The organism is Nodularia chucula CCY0103, from assembly GCF_963923915.1.
GTDB classification, from domain to species: Bacteria; Cyanobacteriota; Cyanobacteriia; order Cyanobacteriales; family Nostocaceae; genus Nodularia; species Nodularia chucula.
Genome location: NZ_CAWUOL010000019.1, coordinates 1 through 23676, shown reverse-complemented (window position 1 = coordinate 23676; position 23676 = coordinate 1). Strand labels below are relative to the sequence as shown.

Here is a 23676-nt window from a genome sequence, read left to right as displayed (position 1 = left end):
ATGTCCTAACTACCTTGGCGGTTGCTATAGTTTACATCCTAATCTTGATGGCTATAGCTATACAATTCTAGAGGACTTTCTGCTGGGTTTTGGTAAATTACTGGTAGCCAACTCGCGCAAGGAAAATCATTTTCTAAACCTTGTAATTTCATCCGAGCTTCGCGTACTGATTGATACAAAGGCTGACCCGTAGAAAATTCCGCCAAGAAATTCCTTAAAAATTCCTGTGCAACTTTGTCGGGTACTGGTTCGCGCATCACAATCATTTGGGGTATATGTAAATCTGCTAAATTAGTTGCTAATCCCAAACCATCACAGGAATTGAAAATAGCCAAGTGCAATCCATTTGCAATCGCTTTAGTTAGTGCGTTTTTTAATTCAGTAATTGTTAAACTATCCCTTGGATTGATATGAAAATAGCCAATTCCTGCGTCAGATTCGGTAAAACTGTGACCAGCAAAAAAAAGGATATCCCATTCTTGTAGCCATAGTTCATCGTTGAGAACTTGACGTTGCGGTTCGACTAAAAACTTGACCTCTATATTGGGTAATTGTTCGAGTAATACTCTATCTTTTTGGATATTTATACCAGTGCTATCTCCTAATATAGCTAATATTTTTACATGGGATTTTGGAGATTGAAATTTTGATTTTCTTTCATAATAATTTGACGAAAGTGCTATTTCTGCTTGAGAGTAGCGCTCAAAAAAATTCCAAAGCAGTAAAGGTATGCGTCGGAGTTGATTATCTTCTGTTTGTAATAGTATACGAATCGATTCATCAGGGTTTAATTTTTCTAATAGTTGTTCTTTAAGTGGGCGAAATTGTGAAGAATTTAACCATAAGTTAACTTGTTCATGTAAATTAAAAGATAGGCGATCACATTCTTTGAATAAATCCCTTTTACTAATATTAGTAACTTGTGTTTGTGGGAATTTGATACGTAAGTTTCCCTGTAAGCTGTGACGATAGGATATTTGCCATTGAGTGTATGCTACAGCTAATTCAGGTGCAGGTGGTAATTGTCCGTTTGATTCAAAATAGGGATGTTCTCCATTTGAACTAATTTGTAATATTACGGGAAATCCTGTGTTGATGTTTCCTTGACCTAATTTTAAAACTACTAATTTTCCTAATGTTGATTGTTTTTTCTTTTTTTCAACAATGGGGGCTATCATTTGCATTAATTCTTTTAAATCCGCTTGATTTTGACTATATAGGCGAATTTGTTCGTCTTTACTTTTTAGTTCTGCTTGATGTCTGGCTTCTATCTGTTGAAGTGCAAATTGATAATGTTCATAAAAATCAGCGTGAATTTTTTCTTTATTAATAAATTCCGGTGTATCTACCCGTACTACAACAACACCATCACCTTTATTTTCAATGCTTTTAATGGCCAAGGGTATATCTATATTTTCCAATTTCACATTTGCTAAAGCCGTAGATAAGGCCTGTAAATCTAAACCATTACGGAAAATCAAATCAACGGTATTGATAGCGACTTGAAATAGTTTTGTAAAATCACCTGGAAGAAAATAACCACTACAGGGACGACGTTCCTGTTGATGATTACAAAGGTAAACATAATCACAAATCACTCCATCAAGTTGGGTGGTACTGTCAATATTCCAATTGTTTAAACAAGATCCGGTTAATTTAGCTTGTTCAAAATTGGTATTTAAGGCTTGGGTTTTTGTGAAGTTGGCAAATTCTAAATTAGCCCCTGTTAAATTTGATAAGCTCACATCTGCTTCTGTGAAATCAGCATTTTGCAAATTCGCAAAAGCTAAATATGCTCCTTTAAAATTACATCCTTGATAGGATTTATCTACTCCATTATGGGTGACAGTTAATTCACGTACTAGATGATTAATTAAAATTGTATTTTTAGTTTTTGTTTGATGAATTTTATTAGCTAAATAAAAATTTGTATGGATTAACTTGGCATCGCTAAAATCCGTACTTGTGAGTGTGGTATGAGTAAAATTAGCACCTGTGAGATTTGCTTTTCTAAAACTAGTACCACCAATTGCACAAAAATTTACAGCTAGGTTGTAAATATAAATAAATTTGGTATTACTAGCTGTTACTTGCCAACTAATATAACCACAAATAAATACAAAAAATATAATTACGATTAAATTTGGTATCCAAAATTCATCGGAACTAACTAATGTGTGTTTTAATGAACGGGAAGCATTGAAACTCAAATAAGCACCAATAATCCACCCGATCCAAAAAATATAACTATTTGACCGAAAAAGCAATTTAGCAGCCACAAATATGACTGTACCAAGGGTAAAACCAACAAATTCCCAAGCAGCAGCACCTAAGAGGCTCCAACCAGTTTGGTTGGCGATCGCAGTTCCTGACGAACCAAATACTAACCACAGATAACCCCAAAGTGTTGTAGCTACTAATCCAGTTAGGATTCCAGTTGCGATCGCTAAGTCTCCACCAAACCCCCGTTGAATTATAATCGCAAAAAATAAGAGAATGGCAAATAGACTTACTACACCGGGAACGATAGTAAATTGCCGAATATAATCACTATAAAATAATGTTGTTAAATTCACACTAGCCAAAGCCGAAGCACCACCACTCACGCCAAACAGTATAAACATTCCCATTAGGTATAACGTGATATGTTTCTGTGGGATTCCAGCTTTCGCATTTTGAAAGTTAGCATTTTCTAAAATTGCATCACTAAAATTAGCACCACGAATATCAGCGTTGCCAAAATTTGCACCAGTAAGATTTTTTCTTCTAAAATCATAACCCTGGAGATTTTGACCAGAAAAATTATTATCCTTTGCTAATGCCATAATTTAAAATCATCATATTTAGGGACGATTCATCAATTTATCATCCATAATTAACGTCAGATTAAATTTCAAAATTTTCCTGTAAATTAGTATCACCCAAAGCAACTTGTACGCTAAATTTTTCCCCCAATTCACAACTAAATTTGAGTTGCATATAAACATCTGCCCTTCTAGCTGTAATTTCCCGCAATATATGCCCAAAATCATCGATTAAGATTAGCTTTAACTCTGTTGGTAAATAATCATCATTATTTGTAGGATAAACTTGCAAAAGTACGCTTACATCCCCTTCAGCTTTTTGTAAAAATGCCACAGCTAAAGCTACAGCTTTACTAGCGATCTCCATACCTAAATCAATTAGTTTTACCATTTTAATGCCAGTCGCAGGGTTTTCTGGGTCAATTTTCTGCAAACTTTCTACAGCAATCCACAGAGTTTCATCATCAGATGTGCTTCGTAGTAAATTAACTAAAGCTTGAATCGCATCACTATTACCAACAGCAATTTCTCCTAAGTGTTTGGCTGCACTTTGCCGTTGATTTTCATCATTTTCAGATGATAATTGTTTAATAAGTGCCTGGATATTTTTTTGTTGACTATTTTGTGATTCACTATGACTGCGGGTTGCTATAACTAAGTTTGGGAATGTGATCAAAGCCTGCCATTCACGTTCAAAAATATTTTGCCCCCAGCGACTGAGCATAATTTGTGTTTGATTAACAGAGTTAGATAATGAGTTGAAAACTCTATTTTGGTTAAATTCAATATCTATTATTTCCTGCTCTATTTGCAAGCAATTAGTAAGAATTTCCTCTGTTAAATACACAGTTTTCAAGTATGTACTACGAGCCAAAACTGGTATTGTTAAAACATCACTCCAAGCTTTTTCTATTTGATGAAACAGAGCAAATTCTGCGGTATGTAAACTATTTCTGTTTCCTACTTTTAACCCCAATTGTTCAATATCATTAATTTCTGGCTGTTGATTTATTAAACCATGATAATAGTCTCCGACATTTAGTAATAGGTCATAAATATCTCGTGATAACCTCTTGCCAACTGACTTTAATAAATTACAAACCAGCATTGGCTGTATATGCCAAGTCTCAGCCAGTAAGTCCTGCCCTAAACCTGTAATATGGGTAGGAATAACTAGATCAATATCAGAAATAACATCGGTTTCGGTAGATAATACCATTACAGAAATAATATCTACCTCTGGCTCAGTTACAATCATCACATAACGGGGTTTAGTGTCACCTGCTAAAAAACTTTTAGCCTCTATTGAGTAAAGTTTATTCTCTTCATTTAGCGAAAATTCTACATCACGGTTTAACTTCCAAATTTCTCCAGGTTGTGCTGATAGTGAAGGTTTTCGCATATTCCCAGATTTGGATTGATCACAGCTTGTACCCATAGGTTTAGTATTTCCCAATATTGCAGGATGGTTAATAGTGTTAACAAACGAATCCATTATCCTATGCGGATAAATAATAAACTTTTTAAAGACTTGACAAAATTACCATTGGGCTTTTGAACGTCTGCGAGTATCTTTGAGTTTACTATTTTGTTGTTCAGGTTGAATGGCTTCGGGTTCCAGTAATCCTAATGCGATCGCCACACGTCCAACTAATTCCTTCCAACGCTTAGAAACTTCCCCTTGACTGACTCCCAACACAGATGCTTGTTGGGTTTGGGTTTTACCTACAACCATAAGTTGCCATAATTTCAGATAACCGCGATTGCTGTAACGGCAATCTAGATTGATAATCGCTTGTTTCGCCTTGATAATTAAATCTGCACGGGCTACTGCTTCCAGAAGGTTCGACTCATCGGCAATGGTATCAACTAAAGATACATCAGTACCAGTAATGGTTGCGTCTAGACTTTGGTGCGATCGCAAAGATTCTTTTTTCACAAAATTGATAATCTCATACTTAGCAACCACTGTAGCCCAACGTTGAAATTCTGCGATTCCTCCCTGGTGGAATTTTCCAGCTTTTACAGCTTCGTAGACTTTCATCATCGCCGTTTGGGCTGCATCTTCCCAGGATACAGAGCAATATTTACGGGCAATCTTGGCTATTACTTCTTGGTGTCTTGCATCGATTTTTAGATGGGTAATCGGTTCTGCTATTGATTTCGACTGCATAATATTAGCTCAACTTAATATAAGCAAATAACAAGAAGACCGCGATACTCTCAGGGAGAGTTGTTGCCGACATCGCAGGTTAATGAGGCAGACTAATCTATCGACTATGCATTTTCCCGATTCTTTAAGTAATTTTACCATGAGAGGGTACTTAGCATTTTTATACATCTTTATATGAATATGTTTGACAGTCCGCTTTTATGCACCTATGCTTCACCTGGATAAAAGGGTTAGAAAACACTTGCTCAAATAACAATAAAAAAACTTGAGTCAATTTAGGAATAATCTGTTTTTCTCATTTGTTGATGAAAGTGAGGAGAACAAAAGACACCTCTCAATAACTACAAATCATCAAAAGTGAGACAATCCAAAAAACTGAAAAATTCTTACAAGCAAAAAATGTACCCAAGATTCAGAAGCAAAGCGGAATGTGGGATGAAAGTATCATTATTTTCGCTTTGGCTAGTAGGTTCGCTGGCCACAGGGAACGTTGAAGCAGTTGCCGAATCTGTGCGCAGTTCCCACGAAACAACACAATTAAATTATGGCTTCGTTTCTGAGAAAAAGCGGCCTACAGTTTTACAATTGGCACAGCCACAGATTCGCATTCCTTATGATTCAATCAGGCCACAAATACCGATTCCGGGTTCGGAGATAAGGATTGATCCGGCGCTTCTTGACATCATCAGGCGACAAGGCGCAACAAGTTCACCGAATCAACCTCAATTTGTAGCAAGATCGATTACCCCTAATACCTCTGATTTAGATCCGGCGATTCTTTCACGTAAGGACAGATACCCTGAGCCAAGAGAGCAAAAAGTTTTCACTGTATCTTTTGGTCGGCAGGATGGCTCCCCAGCAACCTCTCCAGCAGAACAAATTGACTGTAGTCGCTTGCCACGTAAATCACCACGGGTGGACTTAGCTACAGTCTTTCGTGTTGAAACAAGGCGGAATGTTACAGGCGGCACTGCGCGTACTCAGCTAATGTATGCTGATGCAGAGCATTTACTGCCGACAAGTGGAGGTTTTCGCGGGGAACTGGAATGTGACGAGTCCAATAATTCACTCTCGTTCAAGATCCCTGGTCGTCTACTTGGGGGAAGCGATGTTACAGTTCATGCCATAGCTTATTCCAAGACTGGGCTTGTAGCTTATCGCCCATTCCGATTCCGAGTAGAGAATCCGGATATTATTGTGCGCCTGAACAAAGTTAAAAATAATTCCAGAAAAAATAATTGGGATGTACGTAACCCTTTTCGACCCTCATCAGGAATGCCAGACATCTATATGATTACCCAAGCATTCTTAAACACAGGGCGATCCTCAATTGATAGAGAGAGACCTCCTGCAACTTCTAGCCCCCCTCAGTTAGGAGTATGGGATAACGTACCAACAGGTGATGAGCGCAGACCCAATAATACGCTAATCTACAATGGTGAAGTAGGATTAGGTTTAAATTTTGGTATCCTTGCATATGATCACGACGATTATAACTTGGCACTTATAAACGCTCAACTCTGGCAAGCATCAAGTGCTATCTATTGCCAAATTGAACAGTATTGCCCCTCTGCTATACCTCAAGTAACAGCACCGCTTCACCAGCTAATGCAAAACGCAATTAGGAAAGGTAGCAAGGATGACTTGATGGCGGGTATAGATATAAAGTTACGACCAGACTCAGATCCAGGTTCAAGTCCATTGGTGGGTCGAAATTGGGGTCTAGACCCTACTCCAGCCTCTCGATGGAGTGCTGATGGCTATGAAATTAATATGGGTAACGTGTCTGTGTGGCTTACTTTTAATGAAGCCGACCCATCTTGGATTAATCCCGATTTGATATAGCATAATCTAATGAAATATCAAGACTAAGCTTATGTTATTTGTCTCCCAAATTTTTCCTTAATAATTTTATGAGGTGCGATGGCGTTTTGCCGTTCCGGAGGCAATCGGATACAATACCCGCAGCGCTGCTTCAGTTGGCAAATGTACGTTCTAAAAAAGTGACAATTTCAGACCAAGCAGAGGTAGCCGCAGCCGAATCATAGCGATAGCCGTCGTCCCGCATAAAAGTATGTTCGGCTTCATACAAGAGAACTTTGTGAGGCACATGAGCATTCTCTAGAGCTTTAATTAAAATTTGACGGTCATTTTCTGGAATGTGAGGATCAAGAGTCCCGAACACCAATAGCATCTCGCCTTTGACTTCACTCACTCGATGGATGGTATCAGCTATCTCCTGACCTAGCTTTCCACTGGGAATCCCGGTAGGGTAGCAGCACACGGAAGCCTTAATTTCGTTTTGAAAGGCGGCGCGGAAAGCTAAATGTCCACCAATACAAAAGCCGAGAGTACCTATTTTACCTGGCGAGACTGCACTTTCTGTTTTGAGAAATTCCATTACGGCCAGGCAATCAGCATCATAGTCAGCAACTTTTGTGCGCCGAGCATCATCATTACCCCGCATACGACCTAAATCATCTGGCGAAATCACCAAGCCAACTGGCTCTATGCGATGAAAAATTTCTGGCGCTGCTACTACATAACCATATCCTGCTAAGTAGTTAGCTAAACGAACAATCGGGCTACCTAACTGATAAATATCACTATAAAATACAATACCTGGGTAAAGTCCTGGTGCTTTGGGAGCCGCTAGATAAACACGCATTAAACTATCATCTACTCTTAACTCGACATTGCGCTTCGTAATTTGCACTTTTTTGTCTCCGTTTTATGTCCACTTGTGGACAAGTGGGTTTGATTAAAGCAGCCAATTTACAGATTTTCGCTAGGATATTCAAGGGGATTGCTTAGGGCTAGAATATCGCAGACTTCACCTTTAATGCTGTAGATTTTATCCCAAATAAAATTTTCTAGTGTGGCTTCTGATGCCAATTCCCAACCCCTGCTATTAATGTTCCCGTAGCGTCTCGCAAAGAGGGTGCGGACTTCCGCGTACTGTTAAACAATAAAATATAGCTGCTAGTTTGATTTATGTTATTGATGATGCTGCAATGATATAGGTCGGAGTCAGGTTGGACACAAAAAAACCACTACTGCGCTTTCTGTTGGTCAAGAAGCTTACTATGTAAGGGTTGGCGTTCACATAGCAGTCTGCCTGTAGGTAGTTTACTGTAATTTAAGATAAATACGATGTACGAACAAATTTCTCACTCACTGTTAAATTCAATACTAGATGATTTAAAGCCAGAAATTCGTCGGCAAGATTTGCGGCATTTTTATACCCGCCTGGGGGCGAACTTTTACGCTATTCATTCGCTATTTTCTACGCTGTACGGACATCGTGATGATTTTGAACTGCAAATGTTACGGCTAGTTGAAACAATGGCGAAAGGCTATATTGATCGCTCTTCAGAGTTAGAGCGGTTGGATATTCAACGTGAGCAAGACCACAATTGGTTTTTGTCGCAAAAATGGGTAGGGATGGCCCTTTATTCCAACGGTTTTGCCGAAAACCTGGCAGATTTAGAGAACAAAATCGGCTATTTTCAAGAGCTAGGCATCAATATGGTACATATTATGCCAATTTTGATGTGTCCTAATGGTCAAAGTGATGGGGGATATGCCATCAGTGATTTTAGACAAATTGACGAGCGCGTTGGTAATTTAGAAGATATTCGCAAAATTGCTCAGGAGTTCAGAAAGCGTGAAATTTTGTTGACTCTGGACATTGTGCTTAACCATACTTCTGACGAACATGAATGGGCGCAAAAGGCGAAGATGGGCGATCGCAATTTTCAAGATTACTATTATATCTTTGAAAACCGAGAAATCCCTGATATGTTTGAACAAAATATGCCAGAAGTTTTTCCTGAAACAGATCCGGGTAATTTTACTTGGAATGCTGAGATAGAAAAATGGGTGATGACGGTTTTCCATAATTATCAATGGGACTTAAATTATAGTAATCCCAGAGTTTTTATTGAAATGCTCGACATTATTCTGTTTTGGGCAAATCAAGGTGTGGATATTCTCCGGCTGGATGCAGTTGCTTTTTTATGGAAAAAGATCGGTAGTTCTTGCCAAAACGAGCGCTATGCACATTTAATTTTGCAGTTAATGAAAGATTGTTGTCAAGTGACTGCACCTGGTGTGTTGTTTATCGCTGAGGCGATCGTTGCTCCTGTGGAAGTAATTAAGTATTTCGGCGAGGATGCGATCGCAGCTAAAGAATGTGAAATTGCTTATAATGCTACTTTAATGGCATTAATGTGGGATGGAATCGCCACTAAAAACACTAAGCTAATTTACCAAGGCATTAAAAGTTTGCCTAATAAATTAGAACGAGCCACTTGGCTAAACTATGTGCGTTGTCATGATGACATTGGTTTGGGTTTTGACGATAGTGATATTCACTTAGCCGGTTATGAACCGAGAGCGCATAGAAAATTTTTAGTTGATTACTTAACTGGTCAGTTTGATGGTTCCCCATCGAGGGGAATTGTTTTCATGCCTAATGAAGCTACGGGAGATGCGCGTATTTGTGGTTCTCTAGCTTCTTTGGTGGGATTAGAATCGGCGCTGGAAACTGCTGATGAGGATTTGATTGCCCTGGCAATTAACAGAATTTTATTAATGCACGCAATTATTCTATCTTTTGGCGGCATCCCTCTAATTTATAATGGCGATGCGATCGCGGTGCTTAATGATTACAGCTATATTGATGACCTAAGCAAAAGTAATGACAATCGCTGGGTACACCGCCCTAAAATTAATTGGGAAAAAGCCGACTTACGCAAAAAACAAGGCACATTAGAACACACGGTATTTAATGCCACAAAAAAAATGATTGCCATCCGTAAAGAAATTTCTGCATTTGCTGATTTTAATAACCGGGAATTGGTACACATAGATAATGAACACTTGCTATGTTTTGTTCGTTTCAATCATCAACGTCCATCAGAAAAAGTGCTAGTTATCGCCAACTTTGATGCAAATCCGCAAGACTTATATTTGGAGTCACTTAGAACTATGGGCTTCAATATTTATAGTAATTTTGTTGATTTATATAGTGGTATGAAACCGGAGCAATGTGATAGTCGTATTACTTTACAAGGATATCAATTTTATTGGCTCACAGAGACATAAAAAGCTTCAATATCTCCGCAATTGATTGCATTACCTTTAAATCAGTTTATCCCAAAAATGGCTGAAAATCCCTCCATGATGAGAAATTTTCGTGGGGGATTTTGGCTTGTTCTAGGCTAAATCTAGTCTAGGGTAATTTATCGAAAGGCTGAAAAGTAGTGGGTGACCTGGGACTCGAACCCAGAACCAGCAGATTAAGAGACGCAGTGACTGGATAAAAACATGAAAAAATTCCGACATTCGCCGAGTCGGAATTAAAAAATATGAACACTTGACTTTAATTTAATACCCCTGCCTAAAACAGCTAGTGCGATCGCCTCAAGCGATGAGTTCATTTACTGTTCAGCAGTAGCTTATAGTCGTACAAAGCCTTGATGACCCTTACCAGTACAAAATAAATTCGGGTTTTCATTTTAATGCTCCAAGGTTTCCTCCAATTTACCCGGATTTCTTCTAGCTCATCGATCAGCCCCTGTATCTCGTTAGCTTTATTCATTGCAGCGCTCTATTATCAAGTTTCCTAAATTCCGATACCTTAGCCCGAATGTCTGGGGTATACATCAAGGTAATATCAAACCGTTGCTCAACCAGTAGACAGCTATACTCAAATACAGGAGATAAGCGTATGCGGGTATGGAATAAGGAAATAGATGTACATCCACTCCTGTTTACTCTGAACGAAAAAATAGGAAGATAGACCATCCAATAAATTCTGGGGACTTCAAACACCAGAAACTTAGTAATAAAAACTGTCTCCCCAAATGTTAAGCAATTGTAAAGGTCTGTTCTGATGCCACTTCCCAGAAAGTAAAACCACGGCGTTAGCACTTCGAGCGTACCGTTAGCACTTACCCACAACTTAAAATTTTTCATCATTCTATTTCTCTTGTATCCGAGGCGGTAAAGGTCTATTAGTCTTGGATAAAGCGTTTTCATAAGCCTGTTGATGAACCCTGGAACTAATCCATGAGTGATATGTCTGGGAATGCACTTGTAGGCTATGCCCCATTTGTTGAGCCGCCAAACTCACATCAATTCCATACTCCAGGCTTCTTACAGCCCAGGCGTGGCGTAGGTCATACACCTGGAACGGAATACGCTGATTGCGCCGGAAATGCTGAGTCACGGTGTTTCCTATGGCGGAATTACTTCTATTTATGGTTATGTCGGGACGCTTAACCAGAGACAAATTAAATTCATCAAACCATTCTGGGTGAAAAGGCCACACCATGCGATCGCCTGTTTTTCCATCCATGATTTTTAAGACGCGATTACCCGAAACTAACTCCGGAATATTCACAAAAAAAGCCTCATGGTTTCTTAATCCATAAGTCGCCAGCATCCCAAAAACCCAGCGCCATTTATGATTTTCTATGCTGTGGTAGACCTGCAATATTTCGGCATCAGTAGGTAGTTTTCGTGGTGTACGGGATTTGCAGCCATACCTACCAACAAAATTTCTCCCATCAAAATCTTCCAGGCAAGCGAACTTAGCTAAAGCACCCAGCGATATTGCGTAGCGTCGCCGAGTTCGAGTGTCCGGCTTAGTTTTTAAAATCGTTCTCTGTAAAAGGTCACTGGTCAGAGGCTGATCATTGGGTAAGTGCTTGAACACGTCCCAGTAATCCTTAGCCCATGTAGAGAGAGTTTTATAATTTTGCTCTCTCCGTTGCCAGTAATCCTCTTCAAATCTAAAGAGCCAGTCCCCCACGGTCATGGGCTGTGGTTCCGGTTTTAGGTAATCTGCCCAGGTGAAAGTTTTGGCGGCAAGCTGAATCGCGATCGCCTTGGCTTGTTGTTCCGCCAGCTTGACTCCTTCATTATTAGCAGGGGCAATACTAATCCTCTGCTGATACCAGTCTTTCCGGTGTGACTTGGGCTTGGGGGGAAACACTCCCCGGAGACATAGCCGCTTGCCAATTATTTCAATCTTTATTCCCCAATTATTAGCAGTCAGTCGCCCATTAGCTTCCTTAATTCTTTGCTCAAGCATTGAATTGACTGGGTAATGTAAACAAATTCCACTTGTCAATATGGGTAAAAGTATCTTTCGGAATCTCACTAAATAACTGAATCTTTGCTCTTGTCCATAAATTTAATGGATAAGTATCCAAAGTAATGGGAGTAAAAATGCATCGCCTTATTATCAGAGATTCTGTTAGTACAGTCATTTTAGCCAATTCTTCTCTTGTTAAATCATCGGTTAATTGAACAGTTTGATTTTCTTCTGATAACATCAAGAGGACATGAATAGAAATACATTCCCCTCCTAGCCCATGAAATATTGGGATTCTTACTAATTGCAGAGTCATCATTGTTCTTCCGCCGCGACTCCTACAAATTCTCCTTTCTCAACCTCGACAAATACATGAAGCATTACATGATTAGTTTCTGGAATCTCATCACTTTCATCATCGTTACTGTCGCCGGATATCTCCTTTGTTTCTAGTCCAACTGCAACAATGTATTCTTGCGCCTCGTCATCCTCTTCCACTATGTAAGATGTCTGGATATCCCATTCAACCACTTCATGAAATGAATATGGTTGACCCTCATCAGGTGGATATAAAGTTATCTCACTGGAAATATTCGTATCATCATCGTCACCATGCCAATCTTCCCACATATACAATCTTTGTCCAAAAGCTGCACCGTAATCATTTAGAACGTAATTATGTGCGGCTTCTTCGATTTTTTTCTGCTTTTCGATGTCCATGTTTTTGTCTTACTCAATAGAAAATATGGATATCTGCGATGACTAATATCAAACGCAGATATCCTACAATGTATTCAGAGAAGGATATTGAGAATTATCTGGTAAGGCTGAATATAGCCTTATAATTAATACTCCTGGTTAATCGATTGAGGCTTTGAGCGTGCATTTCCGCGTCGGCTCTCGTTCCAAATCTGCAAACTTTGCTGGGAGGAATAGCACTGACATTTATAACTAACCAAGGTAATGTCATCTTCCTGTTCCTCTATATAATGCTTGTCCGTCAATCTTCTTAATCAAGAAATTAAATTCAATCCTGCCTAGCCTGAACACTAAATTGATTAGAACTTTTCTTCTGACAAGCCAGGCTCTAGCTGGTTGGTATTGTATCTTTTGTAGTTTTGTAATTTGCATGGTTAATTTCAAAAATTCATACAGAATTATCCAGTCTTAATTCCAACCAATTGCTCCAAAAAATATGAGTTATTTTGTATCTGGACGTTCGAGTACCCCCCTGAAATACCCAAAAAGACAACTCATATATTTGTAGAAAAAATTCCCCATTGGATGTGATTTTTAGCCTCATTGGTTGTTTGATGGTGGTGAAATTGAAATTGATTTATTTCCCGATATTTTGTTTTCCAGTCTAATGATTGTTAGCAGTCTCTCAATACGATATCTCTGTATGTTGGGTCTAAGCTCAAACCCATGTAAAAACTGCACTCGTATCATTAGGGCTGCTACATCTTCCGCCTCATCATCAGTCATGGGAACTAATTTTTTGACTGCTTCTACAAGGTCGGTAAGTGTGTTGGTTAAGAATCTATTCATTCTTTAATTCCATCATTTGGGTAACTTGATTCCAGAAAATCGTGGCTTCGTCTCCATGCAGAATCATTGTGTGTTCTGCGTTGAAGGTAATAACTACGTAATCAGATGCAATCATTTTGATTTGATGTACTTGGCTGATGTTGATGATTCTTCCGCCAATTCTTACTAGTGATGGTGATTGGTTCATATATTCACTGGGGGTGGGGTGTTGGGGAGTACAAAACAACTAACGCTGGTAGATCGTTGATATTGGACTCAATGGCTGGGGGCTACCATCTCCCCACGGTTTACGTCGCGCTGCGCTTTCTTCTCTAACTTGCAAATCATCGGCAGTTCGTTGGTCTGAAGGCTGCCATCTCTCCAAAGGTTGATGTTTTTGCGTTGATCAGAAAAAGATTGTGACAATTAGTTTTGTCCATCCATAACTAGACTATAATAGGGGATGAACAAAACTGTCAATAATTCTGTTCATACAAAAAAACATTTTGTTCGTACAATAGGTAAGGTAGTTCAGTGAATAAATCTAATGGGACGACCAAAGACGTTACCCTCAGAAACAATCAGGGCCACAGTTCGGATCAGTCCGGAGGATTGGGAGTCCTTCGACAATTTAGCGAAGGGTATGAATACAACGAAGTCGGAACTAATCAGAAAAATTGCTCAGGGGGAAATTCCGTTGGGACAAATAGTTTCTACGGAGATACGCCTCTTGGGAAAATCCTCCAGCGCCTTCAATTAGTCGAACAGAGTTACAAAGCATATGTCCGCGCCGATCAAGAGATATTAAAGGCGCGTCTCGACGAGAGTAAAAAACTGGAAGAATTATTTGAGCAATCGGTAGCTAAACTTCGCCAGGAAATCTATCAACTGGCCACAGAAGAAAATCCGGTTAATGGGAACGGACATATCAACTAGAAACCTGCCACACAATTGTGTGACAGGTTTTTCTTGTCTATACCAGTGGTGTATTAGATGTTGAGGTCAGAGCGGAACTCATCCAGAGGCGATTCCTCCTTATCCGGCACAAACTCCAGCCTTAATCGAATCCGCCCCTTCTGCCACTTGCCACATTCTTGAAGTAGTTCACATTCAGCACCATCCTCACTAACCCATTGCTGTTTATAAGAAAATCGATGTTCAATTTCCTTCCTTATCTCACTAATTCGAGATGTTGAGCCGTTACCGATATTCTCGTTGCTGTCCATGTGGACAACATCACTGTCTTGTAAATCCATAAATTTTCCCTTCCAAGAACAAAGCGGGCTGGAGGCAACCAACCCGCTTTTCCTAAAATTCCCACAAAAAATTGACCATGAACAATGTTTGAAAAAGATAGGTAGATATATATTCACTCCCACATCTCTAAAGTTAGGGGTAAATCCACCACCATCCACCACCGCCTTATATAGCAAGGGTTTCATCCACCACCCGACCCACCACCCGACCCACCACCCGACCCACCACCCGACCCACCACCCGATATATCTATATTGAAAATCAGAATCAAGTTAGAGGAAATTATTCTTCATTTACGAATTTGGCGATGGGCTGCAATGCACAGCCCTATGCTCCGGTGTTTCCCCTCTAACGACTATGCCCCAGCCTTTTCTAACCTATTTATTTGTCTAACCCCGGTCTGGGATTTCAGAGCCACCAAGCGTGAAGACCGGATGTTTTTCACCCTCGAAATTATAAAGCCAAGGATTTTTTACAATATCCCCTACCAGATACTGCATGGCTTCTCAGACGCAACCGGAATTTCAATACACGAAATTGACGGCATTCCTTTCTAGCAACACCAATCAAAATTATTAAATCCAGGACAAAGGTATAATGGTTACACGCAAAAAAAATGGTGAAGCGCCAACTTCACCCAAAAACAAAAACAAAAATTGTACTGCTATTGTAGCAGAAAAAACGCCTCAATCCCAATCTGAGCAAGTATTACAAGAAACTAATTCCTCACTTTCTGAAAATAAATTCAACAGTCTTGAAGAGTTTAAATCCTTTGTCAAAGACGTATTTATTAATAAAAGTGGCATAGCACCAGAACTTTATGCCGAGTCAGTAGAATTTCACCAAGATGTTGAGTGGAGCGCTGGCATGGATGCCGAAACTCCCATACATGATGAATTGGGATGGTACTTTGCCAGATTCACCCACCAAGTTAAGCCAACTATATATGCTGCATTCCTCAAAAATGAAGATGGGAGTGTGTGGCAAGCAATTGTGAGCTTGTGGGATGAGGAAAGACAGCGCCCATACCGATACATGGCCCCAAAGAAAAATGGCGATCGCGCATTCTTCCCCCCAGTTCCTACAAGTATTAGAAAAAAGATTGCATCGAGGTATGGGGTAGAAGTACCGATGGATGGTAGTTTCTGGGATTGGTTAGCAGCTGCTAAGATTCCCCGAATTGTGACTGAAGGGGCTAAGAAAAGTTTGGCGGCCTTATCTCAGGGGTACTGTGCGATCGGACTTTATGGGTGTCGCTGTGGGGGTGGCAAATCCAAAGATGATGACGGCATTGATTTAGAACCCAAACTAACTTCTGACCTGGAACGACTAGCAACAGAAAACTCAATTTGGCTACTGGGGATGGATCGTGATGACTCCCACAAAGCGAAAATTTCAGTCACCAAAGGTAAAAAACGCCTGAGTGATGCCCTAAAGACTGCCTGTAATCCCTATCTAGAGGATATTGTATGGAGAACAGAACAGGGTAAGGGGATTGATGACTTGATTGTGAACAACGGATCAGGAGCATTTGACCGAGTGTATGCTGATGCGATCGCTCGACTGGAGAAAAAATTTAAAGCTGGGACACCGGGACAATATGAAGAACCAGAAAAGCAGAAGAACCCGCCCCCTGACCAGCAAGCCAAAAGGATAGCTGAGGATTACCGACAGCTGATCGCTTTTAACGATGAGACTAAATTGTGGATGAGATATGAGGCTGACTCCCCTGGGGTGTGGTCTCCAGAATCAAATGAGTACATGGAATCAATCATTTACAAAATTCTCGCCAGTGATAACATCCAGAACTTTGGCTCAGATTATGTCACCAACATCCTAAAACTACTCCGGCATGAGCTAATAGAACGGCGATGGAATGAAGTCTCACCCCGCGACTGGCTACCATTCACCAATGGGGTGGTAGAGATTGCCACGGGTAAACTCCACAAACACGCGCCAGGATTCCGGCTGACCTGGACACTACCGCGCGACTACTCCGATACTCCAGGCAAGTGGGATAACATAAATAATTTCTTGGAACACTTGGCAGACGGCAATCCCAACATTAAGGAATTGCTGATTTGTTTCTGCAACGCTGTTATTAAGGGACGGTACGACCTCCAAAAATTCCTGCACCTAATTGGACTTGGTGGAACTGGTAAGGGTACATTCGCCAGACTAGTTACAGAACTGATTGGGGAACAGAACGTTTTAGTAACTAATTTACCAATCTGGTGTACTAATCAATTTGAAGGCTACAACGCTTTTGGTAAAAGGCTCGTAGTGTTCCCAGAAGAAGACCCATACAAAGGTTCCATTGGTAGGTTTTTATCCCTGACCGGTGGTGATAAAGTCCGGGCTGAGGAGAAGCGCAAGAAAAGTTTTAACTTTGACTACCAGGGAATGACTCTTGTTTGCTCCAACTTTCCAATTTTCGTTGGTGGTAGTAGCAGCCGAGCCAAGCGACGGACAATCACAGTTCCATGTAACCGCAAAGTTATGGAACGCCAGCGACGGGAACTGTCAAAAGTGTTTGAGCCAGAACTGTCAGCATTTACCCTTTACCTCCTAACCCTAGATGACGATCATGTGTCCCGAACTCTGAAAGGTGAGAAAGAAATCCCCCAATGTACCTTGGAATTTTGGGAAAACCAGATGAAAGGCGATTCCGTCAGTTCCTGGATCAATGACTGCATTGTTTATGATGCTAACGCTGTCACCCCTATTGGGAACGATCGCAACGAGGGGAACAATGGCACGCCGATCACCCTGTTTGGTTCCTACGTTGCACATTGTTTAAAAACAGGTGGCTCCCCAAAGTCCAGCCGGACATTTTCACCAGACCTAATAGAGACTTGCCACACCATCTTAAATTGGCCTATCTCCAAAGAAATCAACAAAAAAGGTACGTTCATCAGGGGTTTGAGGCTGCGTTTACCCAAAATTGATGAAGAAATCCCCACTTATGATCACTGGCTCAATCAAAGAATATCCGCCGATGATATTCAGCCCGACATTCAAGGTGATATATCGGGTGGTGGATTGGGTGGTGGGTCGGGTGGTGGGTCGGGTGGTGGGTCGGAACCCTTGCCCAGTAAGGATGGTGGTGGATTAGAGCAAAACACCCCTATGTTTAGAGATATCCCAGAAGATATATCGACCTATATATCTCAACCAACCACAAAGGATATTCAATCTGAGAATATTTCAGTTGAACCAACGACACACCAAGAAACACAGAACGGCATTGGCAATCTACCTCCCATTGCCTTAGCTGAAAATACGAGGTTTGGGACTGTTGCTGTTTTGCTAGCTGTCACAAAAGTCTATAAGAATGGGCGGATGGATTGCGAGGCCTCTTTTGACTTCCCAGATGGTTCAGCTAAAACAGAAAAATTTAAAATCAGCAGGCGAAAAGATGCTGAAGAATTGGCGCGAGAACACATCACGTGGTGGGAACGAGGCGAAATGATTGACTCCAAATACACTTGGTCAGTTCGCCAAATGGGAGATGAGGAATATGTATGGATACCTGGATGTAGGCTGGTGGAGTTGCAACGCCCGCCTCAAAATATGTGGTTTTATTTTTATACTCCAGAGGGTCAGAGTATCCGGGTCAGAGATGGTAGTGAGTTTAAATTAGAACAATGAGTGAATGGAGATTAGCCGCTAGACGGGCGATTCAGAGAGCTATACAATCTTTCCCACCGGGGGCATCTCCCCAGGAAATGAAGAAAATAATTGATGCTGCGTATCCGTTCGGGCTGCGGGCGAACCATCCATATAAAATTTGGTTGTCAGAACGCAGGGAATATTTCAAAATTTTGGGCATCCCCACACGCAAAAAAAAAGAGGTGCGATCGCACCTCCCATGAAAAGACTCTGAAATTTTGAAAAATTAGTCAAACCTATCGGCAACTTCAGACAATTTAGCGCTGAACTCTTCTCTATATATCTCCATCTGTCGCTCCATGACAGAAATTCTCTTTTCTTGTGCAAGGAGCCGGACTTGTGTACTCATCCAGACATCAGCCAGCCTGTCCACGATAGAGCTTTCAACCGCCCTAATCTCGAAAAACAGTCCCACGCTCAAACCTAGAATCACGATTAGCAATAGTATGGTGTCAGGAAAAATTTTTAGCAACATATTTAAACCCATACATCAATATTAACTAGCCAAAAAAACTGACTCATCACTCCGCGCCTTTTTTTGAAACATAAACGACGACTGGTGAAGGATGGAGGTGAGGGCATTCGCAGCACAGTATTATTGCTTCGTGGGTAGATACGCCGAAAGCTGGTAAAGTCCCGGTAATTATCGACTTGGGCAATGTAGCCGTAATTGATAAAAACCGGAGCAGAGTTTAGTGTGTGCCTAACTCTAATCCACTCCACAGAGTTATCAATCAGGGACGTAAACTGCCACTCATCAGAAATAGGAATAGCCCCAACATTTACCCATCCCACTCTAATCCATCCTCAGCTTCGTCAATCTCGTCCAGTCGCTCGTCATACTCGCCGCCATAGAGGTATTCTTCTAGATCAGTAGCAGTGGCAACCCTTACTAAACCGCTACCAGGTTCAACCACAAAAGCAAAACCATCAGGGTCTTTAGCAGCTGCTTGTCTCCAGTTTGGTGGAGGACAAGTCAAAGTCCAATCAAAAGACGGGTCGCCGGGGAGAATGATAACTCTGCCGTCATCAGGATATTGGATTCTATTCGCTAGGCAGGAGGTCATAATTGACACCTCTAATACTCCATCCAGCCGCTACAGCTGCATCTAAAACCGACTGCTGAGGCTTGATGAACGTACTAACAGTTGACCCACCTACACGCTTGGAAGCTCTCGGTGGTTTTGGAGTAGAACCCCAAACAAGGTTTTCCGTGGACCCCGTAGCTTGTGTTATTCCTAATATTGCAGCGTTATCCATTTCTGCGGCCGTTAAGTTCCAGGCATAGTTGTAACCTCCCGGCATATCAACATATACGCTACGACTTGCGCCGGCAGTTTTTAGCCCTCGAATACCAGAACCACCCGAAGTAACAATCCAGTTTGCTCTTTGCAAGTCATTAATTTTGTTGCTGGAACAAAAACTACTTACCTTGCTTCCTCCAGCTATTTCCAAAGTAGCCCTGTTGGGCTTGGGGCTGTTTGCCCCAAAGAAAACACCCGCCGCTCCTGCAAAAGCCGTTTGACCTAATGGTCCCTTGTATTGGTTATGAAATGCCTGGTTTATTTGAAATCCATACCTCAAATTTGAAAAAGTCACATATACCGGAATCTTATTACCTCTGCGTCTTGGCATGACTCGTCTGCTTCCTCCTTATCTAATTTAATTTGCTATTTCCTAGTTGTTAGTACCAAGAATGGTATTAAGGTCTAGTGGAATTATGAATGATGAAACTTGCGTTACCCCTACAAAACCCTCTTCAGTAGGAGCGCTGTAACTAAAGGGCGGGAAAGATGAAAGTTGTTCTGCTGGGTCTACAATAGGCTCGTTCACAGTGATTTGCGCCCTGCCAGCACCTTGACGGAACTTGTAAATAAATTCGGTAACCCCAGAATCAGTCAATGCGTCCGCATCTTCCCCAGTAATGATTCCAACATCAATCATCACCTTGCCACCAGTAACGACGATCGCGTCTGCATATCCCATTGCAGTTAATTCGGTCTGAACTTGTTGCCAAGTTAAATCTTGTACAGCAGCCATATTTTTATTGCCCTAACAGAAGGAAAGTATTCGCAGTATGCCACGAAAATTATTGATTGTGTACTGGCTGTAACAGCTTACTGAGTAAAGGTTTCAAGGGTTTTAATATGGTAGCAACCCTATAGGGTTGTAATTTTTCGACCCTAATTAAAACTATTTCAAAATCACTAATGTTAAATATTGTGAAGCTATCCTAAAGGGCTTGTATCGCTAGGTTCACGATACAGATCCAGCCTTCGCCGTGTCTTACCATAAGCCTTCTTCCCTTGTCTGGGTTTCCCTGCTAAATCAGTCGGTTCAGAAATCAGTGTGGCATAGCAGGGGTAATATCTAGTGGGTAACTTTATCTTGTCTGGGTCTACCTCTACATCATCAGAAACCCTCAACTTAGTTATCTTATCCACTGATAAAGTAGCTAGTCGCCTGACAACCTTAACTGCCTCCTCTTTCGTGGAGCCATACACAGCCATCTGTCTTCCACTGGACATTGTGGCCGTAGCTCTATATTCCCCCCAAGTGAAGGGAAGCGCTGCCCTCTTGATTTGCGTCCAAGTTAACCCCTTTTTGCAATTTGGGATATGGTAACTAGCCCTGGTGGGGTTTTCTCCGTTTACCTTCCAGGGGGGCTTTTCTTTAGATTTAAAAATAATATTTAAAATTCTTTCTTGGCGTTTGGGACGTTGGGCATCAGCTACAGGTAGCCCAACTATTTGCCCAACATCTTTATTCCAAATTGTTCTTTGATTAGTCATGGCTTGGAGTATCGCCAACTTGATGTCTTTTTGTCTGCCAAACAAAACGATGTCTTGAGATGATTTGACGATACTGGTCATAATTACGGCTCAGGGTTGATGCGGACGGCTTTATTCTCTCCTAATTCTATTTCATCTCTAAATTGTTCCATTCGCCAAATGTCATCTAGTCCCATTGTTACGATATATCCTGTATCCCAAAAAGCATTTTCAACTCCCCCCAAATATCCTTTTACAAATTCCCTCAAAATCTCAGGCTTGATAGATTCAAGTTTTTTATCAACTGCCTTGGCAAAGCTCCAAGCCTCTCCATCTTGAGTGACTGGAGATAAACCAAACATTCTCAAACTTCTTAGGCTTAAGATTGATTGATAAAAAAGATTTTGCAGCCCAAGCTGACCTATCAAAGCGATTCCAAATTTGAATTGGTTCTCAATATTTGTGCGAGATTCTGAGGTTACATCTTGGCGTAAAGCTGCTACTCGTTCTCTGGCAATATCAACTGCTATCCTGGCCGGAATGATGGGGTATTTGATGGGAATGCCGTTGATGACCGCTACGGTGGCAACCCGGATACTTGTATCTCCCAGAATATATCCAGCCATATTAGAAATTAAATTATTGGTTGACTCAATCTGTTTTTTGATTTGCTCATCAGATTGATTCCAGTCGAAGTTATAAACGGTGTAGCTGCTAATTTGCATGAACTGCCATAAAGACGACCAGCTAATTTCAATCCCCAGGGAATTAGCCACAGATAGAGCAAATCCACCAAGGCGTTTTAACCCTCCTAAAAGTCTTCCAAAAACACCCCTACTGTTACTGCTAGAAGTATCAGCTAATTGGCTAGAAAATTTCCTAGTACGATGCCAACGGTTAGACCCTTTATACTGGGTTTTCTGCCCAATGGTAAATACATCTTTTCCTGGCTCTAAATCTATTGTCCCATCGGGATTTATTTTCATTTCAACCCCCGTAAATATTGCTTTAATTTCTCTGTCAAATCCTCAACTTCCATTATTGGTACACCATCAATCTTCATGTCTCCAATTGGTTCCCTTAGAAGTTTTAAAAATAGTTTCCAGTCATCCTCATCAGCTTTTAATTTCGCCAAAGCATCTTTAGCAATAATTCCTCCCATTACACTATCTCCAGGTTTGTACTGTGTAGTTAAAGCGGCTTTAGTGATACCTGCTGAAATCAAAAGAGTATTCAGCTTATGTTCAAGGTGTCCGCTTCTGTGGGAATAGCTAATTATTTGCTGTTTAGATTCCTTGATAAATTCTCTGATGTTCTCCGTCCCTGGAGTAAATAATGTTGGAATTGTTTTAGGAGTTCTATTGATTTGATATCCCAGATACTTGGCATTGGCTAAAGAAATATCTTGAGTAATTAAAGCAGCATTTTTTGTTGCTGCTGTTTCAACTAATCCTTTCATTGCTAATTGAGTATTCAGTTGTAAATCATCCTGGATTACCAGAGATACACCCATTAATTCGGCTATACCGTCACTGATATTATCAATCCTGATATTTTTCTCAATTATCTTGCCAGACTCTTCCACCTCAACAGATATATTTAATGGAAATTCTCCAACAACAGACTTAAATTGAGCGTACTGATAGCCTTGAAAACTCACGTTGTCTGTAATCTTTTGATAAGCAGACAAAGGCCAGTCAGAAATATTAATTATCTCGCCAGTAGCCGGATTCCGATTGATTCTAGGCATAATACTGGGAGGTGCAGTAATAGGTAACTTATGCAGCCCCGAACGTCGCCACGTAGCAGCATCCAAACCGAACAACATTTCAGGAAGGCTTTTTGCTTGCATTGTTAGCGGCTGAGTATCAACAGATGCACTTTTTGTTTCCCTATAAGCCCTGGGAATTGTGCTTTTAATTGACGCTTCTGGATTAAATCTGTAATTTACAGCCTCTTCCTGAAACCAATCATTACCTCCCATAATTCGGTAGGTTCTACAACATACTTTAGAAACTGTTTCTAACTGACTAGAAAGTTGTTGCACCTGTGACTGAATGCCGTACAGTCCTAAGCCTCCATAGGGTAATTCCATATCCTGCCCAACAACGCAATTATGCGCGGTTATGGTTCCTTGGATGGGAAGAAAATTAGCTGAGGTGTTAATAGTCTGGCTAGTAAGGTTAGTTAAATTGTTGACACTAGTATTAGTCTGGTTAGCAACATTGGTTAAGTTGTTAATACTAGTATTTGTTCGATTCGCAACATTGGTTAAGTTGTTAACACTAGTGTTAGTCTGGTTAGTAACATTGGTTAAGTTGTTAACACTAGTATTAGTCTGGTTAGTAACGTTAGTTAAGTTGTTAA

General features: G+C 40.7%; 22 protein-coding genes. 5 read left to right on the top strand and 17 right to left on the bottom strand.

The genetic code is table 11. The features are described from left to right. Positions 1–38 precede the first annotated feature (38 nt). From ACM0OP_RS08040 to ACM0OP_RS08030, 3 genes are all read right to left on the bottom strand, one after another. Complete coding sequence (locus tag ACM0OP_RS08040; RefSeq protein WP_414527876.1) at positions 39–2825, bottom strand: pentapeptide repeat-containing protein; 2787 nt, start codon at positions 2823–2825, stop codon at positions 39–41. A 61-nt stretch (positions 2826–2886) separates the two neighbouring features. Then, a complete protein-coding gene (locus ACM0OP_RS08035; RefSeq protein ID WP_414527875.1) occupies positions 2887–4206 on the bottom strand; it encodes a DUF1822 family protein in 1320 nt (439 codons plus the stop codon). Between the two features lie 138 nt (positions 4207–4344). After that, positions 4345–4977: a sigma-70 family RNA polymerase sigma factor gene (locus tag ACM0OP_RS08030; RefSeq protein ID WP_414527874.1), complete on the bottom strand. Its 633-nt coding sequence runs from the start codon at positions 4975–4977 to the stop codon at positions 4345–4347. A gap of 435 nt (positions 4978–5412) precedes the next feature. Between ACM0OP_RS08030 and ACM0OP_RS08025 the strand changes: the two genes are divergently transcribed. Next, positions 5413–6822: a hypothetical protein gene (locus ACM0OP_RS08025; protein WP_414527873.1), complete on the top strand. Its 1410-nt coding sequence runs from the start codon at positions 5413–5415 to the stop codon at positions 6820–6822. Between the two features lie 130 nt (positions 6823–6952). Here the strand turns inward: ACM0OP_RS08025 and ACM0OP_RS08020 are convergent, their stop codons facing one another. Next, positions 6953–7693 carry a dienelactone hydrolase family protein gene (locus ACM0OP_RS08020; protein WP_414527872.1) on the bottom strand — a complete coding sequence of 247 codons (741 nt, stop codon included), beginning with the start codon at positions 7691–7693 and terminating at the stop codon, positions 6953–6955. Positions 7694–8130: 437 nt separating this feature from the next. On the opposite strand from ACM0OP_RS08020, the gene ACM0OP_RS08015 reads away from it, so the two are divergent. Further along, positions 8131–10086, top strand: coding sequence for an alpha-amylase family glycosyl hydrolase (locus tag ACM0OP_RS08015; RefSeq protein ID WP_414527871.1), 1956 nt, complete (start codon positions 8131–8133; stop codon positions 10084–10086). Positions 10087–10578: 492 nt separating this feature from the next. On the opposite strand, the gene ACM0OP_RS08010 is transcribed toward ACM0OP_RS08015, so the two are convergent. The 6 genes from ACM0OP_RS08010 to ACM0OP_RS07985 all read right to left on the bottom strand — a co-directional run bounded on the left by ACM0OP_RS08010 (position 10579) and on the right by ACM0OP_RS07985 (position 13817). Beyond that, the gene (locus ACM0OP_RS08010; protein ID WP_414527870.1) at positions 10579–10962 is read right to left on the bottom strand and encodes a hypothetical protein; all 384 of its coding nucleotides are present in this window, start codon (positions 10960–10962) and stop codon (positions 10579–10581) included. A gap of 1 nt (position 10963) precedes the next feature. Further along, positions 10964–12079, bottom strand: a complete 1116-nt coding sequence (locus tag ACM0OP_RS08005) for a tyrosine-type recombinase/integrase (RefSeq protein ID WP_414527869.1) — start codon at positions 12077–12079, stop codon at positions 10964–10966. Beyond that, positions 12072–12401 carry a hypothetical protein gene (locus tag ACM0OP_RS08000; RefSeq protein ID WP_414527868.1) on the bottom strand — a complete coding sequence of 110 codons (330 nt, stop codon included), beginning with the start codon at positions 12399–12401 and terminating at the stop codon, positions 12072–12074. The genes ACM0OP_RS08005 and ACM0OP_RS08000 overlap by 8 nt, the downstream gene beginning before the upstream one ends. Then, a complete protein-coding gene (locus ACM0OP_RS07995; RefSeq protein WP_414527867.1) occupies positions 12398–12802 on the bottom strand; it encodes a hypothetical protein in 405 nt (134 codons plus the stop codon). Before ACM0OP_RS07995 ends, ACM0OP_RS08000 begins: the two co-directional genes overlap by 4 nt. Positions 12803–13381: 579 nt before the next feature. Then, entirely contained in the window at positions 13382–13630 is a 249-nt protein-coding gene (locus tag ACM0OP_RS07990) for a hypothetical protein (RefSeq protein ID WP_414527866.1), read from the bottom strand. Then, positions 13623–13817: a hypothetical protein gene (locus ACM0OP_RS07985; RefSeq protein ID WP_414527865.1), complete on the bottom strand. Its 195-nt coding sequence runs from the start codon at positions 13815–13817 to the stop codon at positions 13623–13625. The genes ACM0OP_RS07990 and ACM0OP_RS07985 overlap by 8 nt, the downstream gene beginning before the upstream one ends. Before the next feature lie 326 nt (positions 13818–14143). Here ACM0OP_RS07985 and ACM0OP_RS24585 point away from each other — a divergent pair, with 326 nt between their 5' ends. After that, on the top strand, positions 14144–14545 hold the full coding sequence (locus tag ACM0OP_RS24585) for a hypothetical protein (protein WP_462362462.1): 402 nt from the start codon (positions 14144–14146) through the stop codon (positions 14543–14545). Positions 14546–14598: 53 nt separating this feature from the next. On the opposite strand, the gene ACM0OP_RS07975 is transcribed toward ACM0OP_RS24585, so the two are convergent. Beyond that, a complete protein-coding gene (locus ACM0OP_RS07975; RefSeq protein ID WP_414527863.1) occupies positions 14599–15051 on the bottom strand; it encodes a KGK domain-containing protein in 453 nt (150 codons plus the stop codon). Positions 15052–15463: 412 nt separating this feature from the next. On the opposite strand from ACM0OP_RS07975, the gene ACM0OP_RS07970 reads away from it, so the two are divergent. Then, on the top strand, positions 15464–18517 hold the full coding sequence (locus ACM0OP_RS07970; protein ID WP_414527862.1) for a DUF3854 domain-containing protein: 3054 nt from the start codon (positions 15464–15466) through the stop codon (positions 18515–18517). Next, entirely contained in the window at positions 18514–18741 is a 228-nt protein-coding gene (locus ACM0OP_RS07965) for a hypothetical protein (RefSeq protein ID WP_414527861.1), read from the top strand. The genes ACM0OP_RS07970 and ACM0OP_RS07965 overlap by 4 nt, the downstream gene beginning before the upstream one ends. Before the next feature lie 579 nt (positions 18742–19320). On the opposite strand, the gene ACM0OP_RS07960 is transcribed toward ACM0OP_RS07965, so the two are convergent. From ACM0OP_RS07960 to ACM0OP_RS07935, 6 genes are all read right to left on the bottom strand, one after another. Further along, positions 19321–19605, bottom strand: a complete 285-nt coding sequence (locus tag ACM0OP_RS07960) for a hypothetical protein (protein ID WP_414527860.1) — start codon at positions 19603–19605, stop codon at positions 19321–19323. Then, positions 19583–20173, bottom strand: coding sequence for a hypothetical protein (locus tag ACM0OP_RS07955; protein WP_414527859.1), 591 nt, complete (start codon positions 20171–20173; stop codon positions 19583–19585). The genes ACM0OP_RS07960 and ACM0OP_RS07955 overlap by 23 nt, the downstream gene beginning before the upstream one ends. Positions 20174–20215: 42 nt before the next feature. Continuing rightward, positions 20216–20578, bottom strand: a complete 363-nt coding sequence (locus ACM0OP_RS07950) for a hypothetical protein (RefSeq protein ID WP_414527858.1) — start codon at positions 20576–20578, stop codon at positions 20216–20218. Between the two features lie 188 nt (positions 20579–20766). After that, complete coding sequence (locus tag ACM0OP_RS07945) at positions 20767–21411, bottom strand: hypothetical protein (protein WP_414527856.1); 645 nt, start codon at positions 21409–21411, stop codon at positions 20767–20769. A 2-nt stretch (positions 21412–21413) separates the two neighbouring features. Beyond that, positions 21414–22295: a hypothetical protein gene (locus ACM0OP_RS07940; RefSeq protein WP_414527855.1), complete on the bottom strand. Its 882-nt coding sequence runs from the start codon at positions 22293–22295 to the stop codon at positions 21414–21416. Continuing rightward, on the bottom strand, positions 22292–23676 hold a 1385-nt coding region (locus tag ACM0OP_RS07935; RefSeq protein ID WP_414527853.1), incomplete at its 5' end, for a hypothetical protein. The genes ACM0OP_RS07935 and ACM0OP_RS07940, both read right to left, overlap by 4 nt.

Coding starts and splice junctions, on each gene's coding strand:
- ACM0OP_RS08010 (WP_414527870.1), bottom strand. CDS start 10,962: ATGATGAAAAATTTTAAGTTGTGGGTAAGTGCTAACGGTACGCTCGAA.
- ACM0OP_RS07960 (WP_414527860.1), bottom strand. CDS start 19,605: ATGACCTCCTGCCTAGCGAATAGAATCCAATATCCTGATGACGGCAGA.
- ACM0OP_RS08030 (WP_414527874.1), bottom strand. CDS start 4,977: ATGCAGTCGAAATCAATAGCAGAACCGATTACCCATCTAAAAATCGAT.
- ACM0OP_RS07985 (WP_414527865.1), bottom strand. CDS start 13,817: ATGAACCAATCACCATCACTAGTAAGAATTGGCGGAAGAATCATCAAC.
- ACM0OP_RS08000 (WP_414527868.1), bottom strand. CDS start 12,401: ATGATGACTCTGCAATTAGTAAGAATCCCAATATTTCATGGGCTAGGA.
- ACM0OP_RS08015 (WP_414527871.1), top strand. CDS start 8,131: ATGTACGAACAAATTTCTCACTCACTGTTAAATTCAATACTAGATGAT.
- ACM0OP_RS07965 (WP_414527861.1), top strand. CDS start 18,514: ATGAGTGAATGGAGATTAGCCGCTAGACGGGCGATTCAGAGAGCTATA.
- ACM0OP_RS07995 (WP_414527867.1), bottom strand. CDS start 12,802: ATGGACATCGAAAAGCAGAAAAAAATCGAAGAAGCCGCACATAATTAC.
- ACM0OP_RS08035 (WP_414527875.1), bottom strand. CDS start 4,206: ATGCGAAAACCTTCACTATCAGCACAACCTGGAGAAATTTGGAAGTTA.
- ACM0OP_RS07975 (WP_414527863.1), bottom strand. CDS start 15,051: ATGAAACCCTTGCTATATAAGGCGGTGGTGGATGGTGGTGGATTTACC.
- ACM0OP_RS07955 (WP_414527859.1), bottom strand. CDS start 20,173: ATGCCAAGACGCAGAGGTAATAAGATTCCGGTATATGTGACTTTTTCA.
- ACM0OP_RS07970 (WP_414527862.1), top strand. CDS start 15,464: ATGGTTACACGCAAAAAAAATGGTGAAGCGCCAACTTCACCCAAAAAC.
- ACM0OP_RS07950 (WP_414527858.1), bottom strand. CDS start 20,578: ATGGCTGCTGTACAAGATTTAACTTGGCAACAAGTTCAGACCGAATTA.
- ACM0OP_RS08005 (WP_414527869.1), bottom strand. CDS start 12,079: ATGCTTGAGCAAAGAATTAAGGAAGCTAATGGGCGACTGACTGCTAAT.
- ACM0OP_RS08040 (WP_414527876.1), bottom strand. CDS start 2,825: ATGGCATTAGCAAAGGATAATAATTTTTCTGGTCAAAATCTCCAGGGT.
- ACM0OP_RS07945 (WP_414527856.1), bottom strand. CDS start 21,411: ATGACCAGTATCGTCAAATCATCTCAAGACATCGTTTTGTTTGGCAGA.
- ACM0OP_RS07990 (WP_414527866.1), bottom strand. CDS start 13,630: ATGAATAGATTCTTAACCAACACACTTACCGACCTTGTAGAAGCAGTC.
- ACM0OP_RS07940 (WP_414527855.1), bottom strand. CDS start 22,295: ATGAAAATAAATCCCGATGGGACAATAGATTTAGAGCCAGGAAAAGAT.
- ACM0OP_RS08025 (WP_414527873.1), top strand. CDS start 5,413: ATGAAAGTATCATTATTTTCGCTTTGGCTAGTAGGTTCGCTGGCCACA.